This is a genomic window from Sphingomonas sp. Ant20 (genome assembly GCF_000783375.1).
Classification (GTDB): domain Bacteria; phylum Pseudomonadota; class Alphaproteobacteria; order Sphingomonadales; family Sphingomonadaceae; genus Sphingomonas; species Sphingomonas aerolata.
Genome location: NZ_JRVI01000008.1, coordinates 146,659 through 160,343 on the forward strand (window position 1 = coordinate 146,659; position 13,685 = coordinate 160,343).

Annotated in this window: 9 protein-coding genes and 4 pseudogenes; 7 read left to right on the forward strand and 6 right to left on the reverse strand. The window is 62.9% G+C overall.

The features are described 5' to 3' along the window. Positions 1-81: 81 nt before the first annotated feature. A complete protein-coding gene (locus tag NI18_RS25465) occupies positions 82-750 on the forward strand; it encodes an IS110 family transposase (protein ID WP_198526926.1) in 669 nt (222 codons plus the stop codon). Positions 751-999: 249 nt separating this feature from the next. Then, positions 1,000-1,751 (forward strand): annotated as a pseudogene (locus tag NI18_RS02625) (IS256 family transposase); the annotation flags it as partial. Positions 1,752-2,078: 327 nt separating this feature from the next. Here the strand turns inward: NI18_RS02625 and NI18_RS02630 are convergent. Beyond that, the gene (locus tag NI18_RS02630) at positions 2,079-2,525 is read right to left on the reverse strand and encodes a DUF3617 family protein (RefSeq protein ID WP_037527815.1); all 447 of its coding nucleotides are present in this window, start codon (positions 2,523-2,525) and stop codon (positions 2,079-2,081) included. 283 nt (positions 2,526-2,808) lie between these two features. Here NI18_RS02630 and NI18_RS02635 point away from each other — a divergent pair, with 283 nt between their 5' ends. The 4 genes and pseudogenes from NI18_RS02635 (at position 2,809) to NI18_RS02650 (ending at position 5,928) form a co-directional block, all read left to right on the forward strand. Then, positions 2,809-4,017 carry a phospholipase A gene (locus NI18_RS02635; protein ID WP_037527817.1) on the forward strand — a complete coding sequence of 403 codons (1,209 nt, stop codon included), beginning with the start codon at positions 2,809-2,811 and terminating at the stop codon, positions 4,015-4,017. A gap of 253 nt (positions 4,018-4,270) precedes the next feature. Then, positions 4,271-4,881 (forward strand): annotated as a pseudogene (locus NI18_RS22915) (integrase core domain-containing protein). A 229-nt stretch (positions 4,882-5,110) separates the two neighbouring features. After that, positions 5,111-5,440 carry a hypothetical protein gene (locus NI18_RS24070; protein WP_128082044.1) on the forward strand — a complete coding sequence of 110 codons (330 nt, stop codon included), beginning with the start codon at positions 5,111-5,113 and terminating at the stop codon, positions 5,438-5,440. Positions 5,441-5,721: 281 nt separating this feature from the next. Next, positions 5,722-5,928: a hypothetical protein gene (locus NI18_RS02650; protein ID WP_128082045.1), complete on the forward strand. Its 207-nt coding sequence runs from the start codon at positions 5,722-5,724 to the stop codon at positions 5,926-5,928. 430 nt (positions 5,929-6,358) lie between these two features. Here NI18_RS02650 and NI18_RS26330 read toward each other — a convergent pair whose 3' ends face one another. From NI18_RS26330 to NI18_RS27760, 3 genes and pseudogenes are all read right to left on the reverse strand, one after another. Beyond that, complete coding sequence (locus tag NI18_RS26330; RefSeq protein ID WP_306286195.1) at positions 6,359-6,730, reverse strand: IS110 family transposase; 372 nt, start codon at positions 6,728-6,730, stop codon at positions 6,359-6,361. A 542-nt stretch (positions 6,731-7,272) separates the two neighbouring features. Beyond that, positions 7,273-8,386, reverse strand: a pseudogene (locus NI18_RS02660) (IS110 family transposase). A 76-nt stretch (positions 8,387-8,462) separates the two neighbouring features. Then, a pseudogene (locus tag NI18_RS27760) lies at positions 8,463-11,431 on the reverse strand (Tn3 family transposase). A gap of 129 nt (positions 11,432-11,560) precedes the next feature. On the opposite strand from NI18_RS27760, the gene NI18_RS02670 reads away from it, so the two are divergent. Then, complete coding sequence (locus NI18_RS02670) at positions 11,561-12,199, forward strand: recombinase family protein (RefSeq protein ID WP_037527897.1); 639 nt, start codon at positions 11,561-11,563, stop codon at positions 12,197-12,199. Positions 12,200-12,273: 74 nt separating this feature from the next. On the opposite strand, the gene NI18_RS02675 is transcribed toward NI18_RS02670, so the two are convergent. Together NI18_RS02675 and NI18_RS02680 are read right to left on the reverse strand one after the other, a co-directional pair. Next, on the reverse strand, positions 12,274-12,597 hold the full coding sequence (locus NI18_RS02675; RefSeq protein WP_157840475.1) for a DUF4142 domain-containing protein: 324 nt from the start codon (positions 12,595-12,597) through the stop codon (positions 12,274-12,276). A gap of 251 nt (positions 12,598-12,848) precedes the next feature. Then, a complete protein-coding gene (locus NI18_RS02680) occupies positions 12,849-13,580 on the reverse strand; it encodes a DUF1259 domain-containing protein (RefSeq protein WP_306286197.1) in 732 nt (243 codons plus the stop codon). Positions 13,581-13,685: the final 105 nt, after the last annotated feature.

The following is a 13,685-nucleotide window of genomic DNA, read 5'->3' on the forward strand; positions in this document are numbered from 1 at the left end:
GAATGACGCGCTCGGGTTGGCCCAGCTCGTACGAACAGGCTGGTATCGAGAGGTGAAGGTGAATCGCTCGACAGTCATCTGGTGCGTGGCGTGCTCGGAGCTCGAGCGCAACTCGTCAGCACGCGGATTCATCTGACGACGACGATCCGCGGCTTGCTCAAGAACGTTGGCGTATTTGTCGCGGTCGGGCACCGGCAGACGTTCGCTAGCGCTGCCGAGGAAGCGATCGGAGCACAGACCGGCCTCGCAGCGATGGTCGCGCCGCTGATCGCCGCCTGGCGCGCCATCACCGAACAGATCCGGGCATACGATGGGCTGTTGCGGCGCCGAGCGGCACGCGACGAGACGACGCGGCGCCTGATGACCGTTCCCGGCGTAGGGCCAATCGTTGCGCTCGCCTTCGCATCGATGGTGGATGAGCCGGGACGCTTTGCAAAATCCAAGAGCGTCGGCGCATATCTCGGTCTTACGCCCAGGCGCTACCAATCGGGAGAAAAGGACGTGACCGGCTCGATCTCGCGCACGGGTGATACCCTCGTGCGCTCCTACTTGTTCGAGGCGGCCAACGTGCTCATGACGCGCGTCAAACGCTGGACCGGGCTGAAGGCGTGGGGCGTAAAACTAGCGCGGCGCATCGGCATGAACCGCGCTCGTGCCGCGGTGGCCCGAAAAATGGGTGTGATGATGCACAAGATGCTTGTCACCGGCACCGATTTTCGGTGGGGCAAGGAGGAAGCCGTAGCTGGCTGAGCCTTCTCCCCCACGACCAGTTCCGCCCGCGGCGGAAAGATGTCCCTGCCGGGACGAAGCTCGTGGTGATCCCGTGGCCTCTGTTGGGGCAAGACCCCGAAATGCACCTTGGGACCCACGACGTCTGACAGCATGATGAGGCGGCCTTCATGGTCTACCTCGAAGAGAACCGTGACACCGGCAGGAACGTTGAACCGCTCAAGCGCGATTGTTGAGAATCCCACTTGCCCGCAATTAGAGAACAGGGGCCCTATCGAAGGCGACTGGCCATACGTGTGAGTCGACGCGACGTAGCTGAAGGTCCGCCAAGCCGGTCGGATCCTCTCGGTCGCGGTCACCATCGCGGTCGGCGTGAACGGCGACGGCCGGCGCGAGGTGCTCGGCATGGCGATCGATGCGTCAGAGGCCGAGACGCTTTGGACGGACTTCCTGCGCAGCCTCGCGCGGCGGGGCTTACGCGGCATGAAGCTCATCATCTCGGATGCCCATGAGGGCATCAAAGCAGCCGTATCGCGAGTGTTCAGCGCAACGTGGCAACGGTGCCGCGTCCACTTCGCGCGCAACGCCACAGCCCATGCCGGCAAAAACGGTCGCCGCGTCGTCTCGGCTTTCATCGCCACGGCCTATGCTCAGGAGACCCCCGAGGCGGCCAAGTGGCAGTGGCGCAAGGTCGCCGACCAACTGAGACCCAGCGTGCCTAAACTCGCGAAGCTGATGGATACGGCAGAGGAGGACGTGCTCGCTACATGTCGTTCCCGCCGCAGCATCGCACCAAGCTGCATTCGACCAATCCGCTCGAACGCCTCAACGGCGAGATCAAGCGGCGCACCAATGTCGTCGGCATCTTCCCCAACGAGGATGCCATCACACGCCTCGTTGGCGCCTTGTTGCTCGAACAAAACGACGAGTGGGCAGTCCAGCGAGGCCGCTACACGACGCTGGAAAGCGTGACACAATTGAGCGATGATATCACGGTCACGTTGTTGTCCATGGCGGCGTGATCGACCCGGCCCGCCCGGAGATCAAAGCGGCTATGCCGCTGAAGCTACATCACGCGGTGGGACACGATCCTGCCCAGCCGACGCCGCAGCATCCGAGGCTACGTAAACATGTCTATCCCGTCGAAGTGCAACCGCCCCCTAGATGGAGATTGCAGAATGGCCGCGACCCGCATCAGTGACAATTTACCCGCCCCATTGAGGCCAAGCATTCCCAACAGCCCGCCCGCGGTCAATGGACAACGTCACCCCATCAAGCGCGGGAGTCCCGTCCGAATAGGTATGCGATACCTGTTCGATTTCCAGCATGTGCTTCAGCCTGTGACGTGGTTAGCCGCCGACGCGGACGGCGCGCTGGCTGAGCACGATGCGCATCGGCCCCTTGGATGTTGTCCCGGTCACCGTTGCCCGACCCACGAAGCCCGTCTTGTCATAGGTGCCCGACCGAGTGACGTGCACGGGCTCGCCACGCTTCTGCGGACAGGTAAGCACCTGCTCGTATTTGCCATCGGCAACGTGCTGGACGTCGACACGGCACCGCGCCTTCGGATCGGGCGCGATGAGCGCCTCCACCCCCTGCCCCGCCGATAGGCGTTTGTGCTCCGTTTTCGACTTACCCGTCATGATGCGCGCTATGAAGCCAGGCACCCCTGGCACGGACATTTCTACCGTAGTGGACGTGACGTCCCATTTGCCAGGCGCAAGCGCCAGGTCCGCAGCGAGGGCAGCGGACGGAAGCATGATGAAGGCGGCGGCAAGGGTTCTGAGCATGGCCATATGTACCGCGTGCTCACTTGCGCAACCAGCCCCCGCGCTCTGCCCGCCACTCCCATTTACCAACTCCGGCAGGTTGAGCTTGGATGTACCTTAAGAGGACCGGCCTGATTGCTTCCGCTTTTCCGTTTCGCAAGCTGGATGCGCACCGGCATGGCGCCGATAGGTACCGTGACGCTGCCCGCAGAAGCTGACCCTGATCTTCCGAGCGAGGGCTGGCCGCGTATACAGCGAAGCTTGTCCCTCCTATCGGGGCTCTGGTTCACACTGGAGAGCAGTTGCTCGTATGCAAAGATTGCTGACGTTTATTCCGGCGGCTATTTTAGCCACTGGACTGCCCGCTGTTGCGACGGCTCAGAGCGCGGTCGAGACATTGATCGGTCATGTCAAAACTGACTCGGATGGCGAAGTACAGCTTGACGTCCGCCTGCTCAACACCGGCTCGAAGGTAACCGAGGCAACCTTGCCCGAGACAGTGGAAGCACAGATTGTGACGCACGGTGCTTCAGGTGCCGAGCGGGCAGTCACATTGCGGCGCGATAAGGCAACCTCTGCGATAGTTTCCATCCCCCCGGGAAGCTTCGCCATTGCGCGCTACCAATTTAAGGGCGAAAAGGCTCAGAACGATGCTTTGCTTTCGGTGCCCGCTTGGGGCGGACAGATGGTCACGTTCGCCGCAGCCCCCCCTGCGCCATCGGCTCCGACGCAGCAGACCGGTGCCCAGGTTGCCGCTGCAGATCCGGCAACCCCGCCGCCTACTGACCGCGCCATAGGCAACGCCTTCCTCGAGAACCTGAGCGCATACGAGCCAATTTACGCCGCCTACGGCCCTGGCACTAACAGCGAAGCGCGCATACAAATCAGCTTCAAGTATCAGTTGTTCGGCAGCCAGGCACGTGAGGGCGGCCGAGCGTCGGAAGACGGGTTTTACTTTGCCTACACCCAACGGATGTTCTGGGATCTGAGTGCTGATTCCTCACCTTTCCGCAACATCGATTTCCAGCCTGAGGTGTTCTACATTACGCCTGCCAAAGCGTTGTCGGACAAGACGACGGTAAGCGCGCAGGCTGGCCTGCGGCACGAATCGAATGGACGCGAAGGCGACCAATCGCGCAGCGTCAATACATTCTACGTGGCACCAATGGCAGCGTTCTCGCTGGGCGGCGACACTCGACTGACGGTAGCACCGCGGGCATGGTTCTACGTCGGCGATCTGTCAGGCAACCCGGATATTCGTCGTTATCGTGGCAATACCGGACTGTTCGCGGAGATCGGCGAGGGGGACGGGCTGCGCCTATCCACGTCGAGCCGTTTCAACTTCGGCAGCGGTAAGGGATCGATCGCAGCGGACCTGTCCTACCCACTGCGCCGCATTCTCAGGGGTGCTCCAGACTTCTACCTCTTCGGCCAGACCTTTATCGGCTATGGTGAAAATCTGCTCGACTATAACCGCCGCACAACTCGCCTTCGCATTGGCGTGGCGCTCGTAAGGTAGGCCAGCCGGTGGCATTGATCGCGGTTGTTATGCCCCGCCGCCCGAAAGCAGACTGGGGTCCACCAAGTCACTCCACCCCAGCGTCGCATCAGCGCTGACATACCCGTCCGCAGAAAGTCAGGAGCTTTGCAACAACCCGGTAGTCACTCGACGTCCACGTCTACCCGCTAGTGGGGATAGGCGTTACAATGGTGGCGAGGTCCTCTCCGGTGTTCAGCGCCGGAGGCGGTGGACACCGGAGGAAAAGGTCCGGATCGTCGAGGAGACGTATCTGCCGGGGATGAGCGTGTCGCTCGTCGCCCGCCGGCACGGCATTGGTGGCAATCAGATCTTCATCTGGCGGCGCCTGATGGCGCAGGGTGCGCTGACCGCCGCGGCAGCTGGCGAGGAAGTAGTGCCGGCGTCCGAGTACCGTGCGCTCGAGGCGCAGGTGCGCGAACTACACCGGCTGCTTGGCAAGAAGGCCATGGAGAACGAGCTGCTCCGCGAGGCCGTGTCCCGGGCCGCAGGCCCAAAAAACTGCTGTTGCGCTCGACCTCGTTGCCACGGGATGGACGGTGGCTTACCGACAACGGCAGCTGCTACACCGCTCGCAACACACGCGCCTTCGCCCGAGACATCGGGTTGATCCGGCGCACGACCCCGGTCAGCAGTCCTCAATCGAATGGCATGGCTGAGGCGTTTGCTCGCATCTTCAAGCGCGATTATGTCCGCGTGAACCCCAAGCCGAATGCGCAGAGCGTCATCGACCAACTGCCCGGCTGGTTCGCCCATTATAACGAGGTGCATCCGCACCGTGCTTTGCGCTATCGATCCCCACGCGAGTTCATCGCGAAAACCTGCGAGGCTCTGTCAGGCCTTTAGGGGGCAACAACAGAGCGTCACTATATATACGAAAGACGGAGGACGTAGCATCATGGCTTGGTATGACATCATTGCCCTTGTGGTCGGCATCCCCGCATTGATCGCCTATGTGTGGTTCGTCAAAGACCGGCTGCCCGCAGAGGCGCTTAGACGCGGCGTGAGCCTAAGCTCCCTTCTCGTCCTCGGATCGATTTGGCGATCCGGCGGGCGGAGCTAATTGGATAGAGCCATGACTGACCGGCTAAATTACGCAACCCATGCAATTGAAGACATTCAAAAGCAGTTAGATCACTTCAAGATTGACGAGCCTCTAGTCGCTTGGACACTCGACCATTTAGTCAGCGCGGCAAAATTTATCCTTCCGGATCGTGGTGAGTTGCTCGATCTTACGAACTTCAATCAACAACACGCTGACCTCATTAAGCTTCCTTACCCCGTCACATTGATTGAGGCACCGTTTCCACCCCCGCCCCGAACAGCGGCTAGCCGCTACCAAAGATGTTTCGTCGAGGCGGATTGGCCTTTACGTCGAAATGTCTTCGGACGAGGTATTGCGTGATTTTGAGGGAGCCGAGCCACCAGCTCCAGACTCTAACGGTGTTCTTGTTATAGCAATATATTACGTCGATGAGTTCAAAAATGTGGGAAGTTAGTGCTTGCGGCTCTTACGTTCCATATAACCAGCAGGTCTATAACAGTCATACGGGCTACAATACTCCAGCATCGCGCGAGATGCTGGCCGAAGCAAATGCCGAGGGGCGAAAACTCTCTAAACTGGCTATCAGATCTTCACTAGTGCCACTCCGGCCGGTCGTTTTACACGGTATGCGAGAGGAGGGGATGAGCAACAATGAAATCGCGTCCGTCATGCTTGGCAATCTGCTCGATGAGCAGATTATGATGACGCAGCTTTGTACCGCTCTAAGTCGGAGCAATGTCAAATTAACGGATGTACCGGTTCCCGAAAAACTCGCGCGTAAACGGGAAAAGATGCGGAAGATTCCTCTCTACGATTACACGGCTGTATCGCTTCCAGGGGTCCGGTGAGAGGTTGGTCAAAATCGTACGCTCTCATGACTGCCATCTGAGATGTTGGCCGAGTTTACTCCTCCGCTGACGTCAACGCCAGCGACTGTTTGAACCTTGGCGGGTGTGCCGCGGACTCCTGATCGACGACGATTGATCAAGCTCTCATCCGCGGATTGGTCACCGCACTACCCGTATCCGTCGCTGGGCCTATCCTCCGTCTAAGCTCGGGCATCGGACGAACCTGCCCCACCGTACACCGTGGATTGCCCATCACAGTCGGGTGCCCGCGGCACGCCGGCCAAGGCTATGCAGCTGATGCGCTGGCGCCTCCTCTTATTGTCGCCACAGGCGAAATTAGTTGGCCATCGCAGGCGCCATCCGGCGTGCGATATCCCAGGCATAGCCGACCAGTTCGCGCGCGATCGCGGTCGTCACCTTCGGTTGCGGCTTACCTGTCGCCGACAATCGACGGAAACGCTGACACAGTCGCACCTGGCTTCCAGCCGATAGCTTGAACCTCCTCCGGCAGATCGGCGACGCGTTCCCGGTAGCGCCGCTCCTCGCGCGCCGGCAGCCGGTACGACCAGCCTGCCTCGACGAGCGTGGTGCGTGCCTGCGCATTCCCAGCACGGGTGATGCGACCGCGATGGGTACGCGCGCCACTGGAGTGCTCGGAGGGCACGAGGCCGACATATGCCATCAGCTGCTTGGGATTATCAAAGCGGGTAAGGTCGCCGACCTCGGCCACCAGCGTGGCAGCGCTGACCAGTTTGATGCCGCGCAAGGCTGAAGTCCGCGCACCAATGGGGCGAAATGCCACGACGCTACCGCCTCGCCGAGCGCGGACTCGAGACGGACGACGCGGGCCTGCGCTTCCAGCACCCGCTTCTGAAGCTCCTCAAACGCCAGTTGTTGATGCGGATAATCAAAGCGCTGTTCCGATAGCCAGCGCCAATACATTTTCGTCCATGCAGACCGTCCTTCAAAACGACGATCATGCCGAAGGAGGAAGCTAGGGGACCGGTGAGAGGATGTTCGAAAACGTACGCTCTCATGACTGCCATCTGAGATGTTGGCCGAGTTTACTCCTCCGCTGACGTCAACGCCAGCGACTGTTTGAACCTTGGCGGGTGTGCCGCGGACTCCTGATCGACGACGATTGATCAAGCTCTCATCCGCGGATTGGTCACCGCACTACCCGTATCCGTCGCTGGGCCTATCCTCCGTCTAAGCTCGGGCATCGGACGAACCTGCCCCACCGTACACCGTGGATTGCCCATCACAGTCGGGTGCCCGCGGCACGCCGGCCAAGGCTATGCAGCTGATGCGCTGGCGCCTCCTCTTATGTCGCCACAGGCGAAATTAGTTGGCCATCGCAGGCGCCATCCGGCGTGCGATATCCCAGGCATAGCGACCAGTCGCGCGCGATCGCGGTCGTCACCTTCGGTTGCGGCTTACCTGTCGCCGACAATCGACGGAAACGCTGACACAGTCGCACCTGGGCTTTCCAGCCGATAGCTTGAACCTCCTCCGGCAGATCGGCGACGCGTTCCCGGTAGCGCCGCTCCTCGCGCGCCGGCAGCCGGTACGACCAGCCTGCCTCGACGAGCGTGGTGCGTGCCTGCGCATTCCCAGCACGGGTGATGCGACCGCGATGGGTACGCGCGCCACTGGAGTGCTCGGAGGGCACGAGGCCGACATATGCCATCAGCTGCTTGGGATTATCAAAGCGGGTAAGGTCGCCGACCTCGGCCACCAGCGTGGCAGCGCTGACCAGTTTGATGCCGCGCAAGGCCTGAAGTCCGCGCACCAATGGGGCGAAATGCCACGACGCTACCGCCTCGCCGAGCGCGGACTCGAGACGGACGACGCGGGCCTGCGCTTCCAGCACCCGCTTCTGAAGCTCCTCAAACGCCAGTTGTTGATGCGGATAATCAAAGCGCTGTTCCGATAGCCAGCGCCAATACATTTTCGTCCATGCAGACCGTCCTTCAAAACGACGATCATGCCGAAGGAGGAAGCTACGGACAGTCTGTTTGGCTGCAGTCGCATCTTCCTGGGCACTGCGTCGCGCGCGGATTAGATCGCGCACCGCCTCATGTGCCTCATCCGGCACCCAGATCGCCGTCAGTTCCCCCGCCCGCAACAGGCGCGCCAACGTCATCGCGTCTCGCCGGTCCGTCTTCACATGGTCGCCGGGCCGTCTCGGCATCATCGACGGTGCGATCACGATACACGGCTGCCCGAGCTTGATCAGCAACCGTTGCAACCCGTAGCCGCAAGGCCCTGCCTCGTAGCAGAAGCTCAGCGTCGCGCCTGGTGTTGCCAGTCGTTTGACCAGCTTCCTGACCTCATCGTCATCGTTGGCTACGGTACCGACGAAGCGGACCTCGCCTCCGGGCCCGCCTTCCGCAACCGCGACCGCGATGGTCGCCTTGTGCACATCCAGCCCGATATACTTCGCCACATTCGACATGACTCGCCTCCGTTGCTGACTACTCCACCGTCAACATCTCAGATTTGAGCCGCAAAGGTTCCCGCAGTCATCGGGTCTAAGCATCCCGACTGTTCTGATGGAGGCGGAGCGGCCTGAACCGCTCGCGGGGCTTGTCCATCTCGCTCCACAGATAGTCGCCGGTGAGGCCGATGTGCTCCCAACCCAGTGGCGCGACATGGGCAAGCAGTTCGTCCAGCACCTCGACACCGCTGGCGCGCAAATGCCGGACGGCGCGGTCGAGATAGACGGTGTTCCAGAGCGTGACGGCCGCGGTTAGCAGGGTAAGGCCGGAGGCACGATGGCGCTGGTTCTCGAATGTGCGGTCGCGCAACTCGCCGAGGCGGTTGAAGAAGATGGCGCGGGCGAGCGCGTTGCGGGCCTCACCCTTGTTGAGGATGCTGCCGGTACGACGCCGCTGCTCGGGATCGTCGAACCAGTCGAGCATGAACAAGGTACGCTCGATCCGCCCGATTTCGCGCAGCGCACGGGCAACCGGATTTTGACGCGGAAAACCCGCCAGCTTGCGCAGCATGACCGAGGCGCTGACGGTGCCGGCGCGGATCGAGGCGGCGAGGCGAAGCGTCTCGTCCCAATCCTCTTCGATCGCGCGGACGTTGACCGGGCCGGCGACAAGTTGACGCAGCGTCGGCCAGGGATCGAGCGACGACAGGCTATACAGGCGGCGTTCGTTGAGGTCGCGAATACGCGGTGCGAAGCGGAAGCCGAGCAAGTGGCACAGGCCGAAGACATGATCGACCGCTCCGGCGGTATCGGTCGCATGTTCGCGAATTACCAACTCGCTTTCATGGTCGAGCAGGCCGTCGAGGACATGCGCGGCTTCGCCGGCATTAGCGGCGATGACCTTGGTGTGGAACGGCGTGAAGCGGTCGGTGACATGGGTGTAGAACAGCACGCCGGGATCAGTGCCATAACGGGCGTTGCGATCGGCGCGGGCCTCGCCCTGACCGCCGGCGCGGAAGAACTGCCCGTCCGACGACGATGTGTCCCCCGGTCCCCAGACCTGGGCGAGCGGATGCGCGGTATGGCAGTCGACGATCGCCGCCAGCGCCGACAGATAGGTTTCATCGCGGACATGCCATTCCGCCGTCCAGCGCAGGCGGGACAGCGTCAACCCGCGCGAGCTTTCCGCCATCCTGCCCAGCCCGAGATTGGTCGCATCAGCGAGGACAGCACCCATCAGAGCGGACTGGTCGGAGGCCGGATCGCCGCTGCGTGCATGGACGAAACGGTCGGCGAAACCCGACCATGCGGCGACCTCGACCAACAGATCGGTAATCCGCACACGCGGCAGCATCGCGTAGAGCCGGGCCTTCAGCGCCTCGGCATCGTCGGACGGCGTTCGTCGGATCGGTGAAATCAGCAACTGCCCGCGCTCGATCGTCACATCGATCAGTTCACCCGTCGCAGCCGCGCGTTCCACCTCGGTCATGCGCCGGGTCAGCAGAGTGCGGCGCTCCTCATACCATTCGCCGAAAGCGGACGGTACGGCTAGGCGCAGGGTGTCGTCGGCTCGCATCGTGTCGAACGCAGGGGTCGGCAGCAGGTAATCGTCCAGCGTGCGATAGGCGCGACTGCCGTCCACCCAGATGCTGCCGGAGCCGAGCCGTTCGCGCAGGTGGACAATCACTGCGATCTCATAGGCGCGGCGATCGATCGTCCCTTCGGTTGGCTGTACGACCTTGCGCCAGCGAGGCTTGATGAAGCTGGTCGCAATCGCTTCGGCAGGACCGAGCGGCCGTCACGGTACATCGTTCGCAGCGCCTCGATCGCGCCGAGTAGCGGATCGCCCGACCTCGCGGTGCGGAAAGTAAAGGCAGCGAGGAACGTCGGGACGAACCGCCGCAGGGCGGGATAGCGTTCGATCACTTCCTCCAGACCGTCGTCGGCTGAGCGGGTGAGATCCTCGGCGAAGCGGATGCTGCGTTCGAGCTGATCCCAGCCCACCCGGTCGTCGATCGCGTGGAAGGCGTCGCGTCCGGTCGCACGGGCTTCGATCAGCAGGCGACCGAGCCGCGCATGGAAGCGGGCGGTATCTTTCAGCATCCGTGCCTGCCCGAGCAGCCGGTCGGAGCGTGTGCGATCGGCGCGGCGAAACAGCGCCCCCACCATCTTCTCGACCATGACCAAGGCGGCATCGGTCAACGCCGCCTCCATCTCGATCATGGAGGCGACCAGCATCGCGAGCCGGCGCGGACGTTCGAGGCGGCGCAGGTGCTGCGCGGTGACGATGCCGGCCGTCCGTGCGATGACGGCGTAGCGGGCGGCATGGATGCGTCGCGCCCGGTCGGCTACGATCCCGATGCCGCGCACCGTGTCGAGCCGCTCGACGATGCCTTTCAGGTTCGACGCCGATGGTGCTTCCGGCCACTCGCGTATCCAACCAAGCCGGGTGCGACCATTGTCATCGGATACGATCAGGCGTTCGAGCGCCGCTATTTGGTCGGTCGAGCAGTCGCGGATCAGCCCGGCATGCGCCGCCTTGCGTGCCTGCGCCCGGACGATGAGCGCGAGCCGTTCCAGCGTCGATGCCGCCGGTAGCACGATCCGGTCGAGCCGCAGGCGATCGACCATGCCGGCGACGATTGCCTCGCCCCGATCGGTCGAGGTGGCGATCTCCGATCCCAGCGCCAGCACCGATCGCACGTCGATCCGGTCGAAGGCGCGCAGACCAAGTTGAGCTTCGATCTCGGCGCGATGCTCGCGCAGCGTCGTCGCGCGCGCAGAATAGTCGGCGAAGTCGTCGGTTCGGCAACCGATCTGGTCGGCGAGCAGCGACAGCATAGCCGCAGGCACCGCCTCACCCGGCAGCAGGCTCCGTCCCGGATGATACAGGTAGCAGAGCTGCACCGCATAGCCGAGCCGGTTCGGCCCGCGCCGGCGCCGCGCCACCTGTCCGAGGTCATCGGGGCCGAGCGTATAGAGCCGTTCGATCGTTGCCCGATCGGCAGGGGGATCGAAGATCGCGCTACGTTGCGCGGGCGACAATATGGTCCTGGACGGCATCGGCTTCCTGTTCGTCACGCAACAGGCAAGCAGCCCTGGTCACGGAGCATAGACCACAAGACGGGTTATGTGACATCATGGCGATCGATCGACGGGCAATGCAGCTCCGTCACGCAGACGGACGAATATGTGACAACGCTCATCGGCTATGCACGGGTCTCGAAAACGGACGGCAGCCAGGTCCACGATCTGCAGCGCGACGCGCTGATCGGCGCCGGGGTCGATCCCGACCACATCTACGAGGATACGGCCTCGGGGCGGCGCGACGATCGCCCCGGTTTAGCGGGCGCGCTCAAGGCGCTCCGCTCAGGCGATACGCTCGTCATCTGGAAACTCGACCGGCTCGGGCGCGACCTGCGCCACCTAGTCAATACGGTCGGCGATCTAACCAAGCGCGGCGTTGGCCTGAAAGTGCTGGCGGGGGAAGGCGCGTCGATCGACACCACCACCGCCAATGGTCGGCTGATCTTCGCGATCTTCGCCGGACTCGCCGAATTCGAGCGCGAACTGATCGTCGAACGCACCAAAGCGGGCCTTGCCTCGGCACGCGCCCGCGGCAGACATGGCGGGCGACCGTTCAAGATGACGCCCGCCAAATTGCGGCTCGCCCAGGCCGCGATGGGGAAACCGGAAACTAAGGTGGGTGAGCTGTGCGTCGAGCTCGGCGTCACGCGTCAGACGCTCTACCGGCATGTCACGCCCGATGGTCAGATCCGCTCCGATGGTGAGAAGCTGCTCGAGCAAAGATCGCTACGTACAACTGCCTGACGGTCATATGATCATTCTCGATCGGAGCGACTCACCAACTGGATAGTTGCGCTCGCGTGCCGGCCGAAACTGTTTCAGGCTCCGGGCAGCTTCCGCGCTTTATCGAGGTGCTTCCGGGTCACGAGCCCGCCCGCTTTAGCCTTCTCCCGCACCGCCGCGTTACTACCCTTCGTCGCGTAGGCGTTATGGACCTTCAACGCTTCCTCGTGCGCCGCGATCTGTCCCCGCTTGTACGCCGCGTCGAATTCGGCGCGGGGCGTGTTCTCTAGCGTGTCCAGCATCTGAGACAGAGGCCCGACCAGCGCGCTTCCGGAATCGGTGGCGGCGGGCATGCTCAGTACGCTGGCGTGCTCCGCCATCATACGGGTGTGATGGTCGACCATCGTTTGCGCAAACAAGCGTGAAGCTTGGGGATTGGGATCTGGTCAGCACGAGCCGGCTCGCATCGACCTCGTACCTACTCAGCGCGTGCATGGCACCGAGATAATCCCTGGTTTCGACAGGAGCAGGGTTCGTGCTGATCCCGGCCTGCGCGAGGGACGCCGACAACGGCGCAGCAAGACACGCCACCGTGATCGCGGTCAGAGCCGCGCCGACTGACTTTCGCATTGGTCCACCTCCTGATTTTCGTTCTTGTTCATGCATGTGCTCAACTCGCGCCGGGCCGTGCGACGTTGGTCTTGTCCAGCGCCGCCCGGAGTCCGCGCGCAAGCTTCGCCGCGTCATCGATCGCCCAGAAGTGCATAAAGAACAGCCGCGGCTGGTCATCAAGCATGTGATTGTGGAGCGCGGTCACCTCGATCCCGTTGGTGCGCAACGCCTTGAGCACCGGGTCGACCTCGGCCGCGGTCAGCACAAAATCACCCGTGATCGCCGCCCGCCCGGAGCCGGTCGGCTGGAAGTTGATCGCGGTCGCCGTCCCCATCGAGGCGGGCGCGGGCATCCCGCCGTCGGTCAGCTTCTCGGCGCGCGGAAAGCTGAACTGATATACACCGCCGTTCGGCTTGCCCTTGATCCCCATCACCTGGTCGAGCGCCGCGGTGTCGAGCGCGATCGGTGATGACGAGCCCGCGCCGGCCGAAGGTGGCTGCGAGTCCCTGGACGGGGCCGCGAGAGGGGTTCGGCTGGCGGCGAGCGCTTCGCGAAGCGCGGTCGCGAGCTTCACCGGGTCGCCATGGCCGCCGATGTGCATATACATCGTCGCCGGCGCGGAACGGAGCAGGTGGTTGTGGAGCGCCGTGATCGTGAACCCGCTCGCCAACAGTCGGCTCATCACCGGGTTCACTTCCGCATGAGTGAGAACCAGGTCGCCCATGACCATCACCTGATCACCCATCGGCTGGAACGCCGCCCAGGAGCCCAGCGCCAAGGCGGGCTTCACGGCAACGCGTCAAGCGTCACGTTAAGGTCCGATCGTGGAAAGCCGTAGCGACGGACGCCGCCCGCCTGTTCGGTCCCGACGCGGCCGAGCGCGCGGTCGACCGCG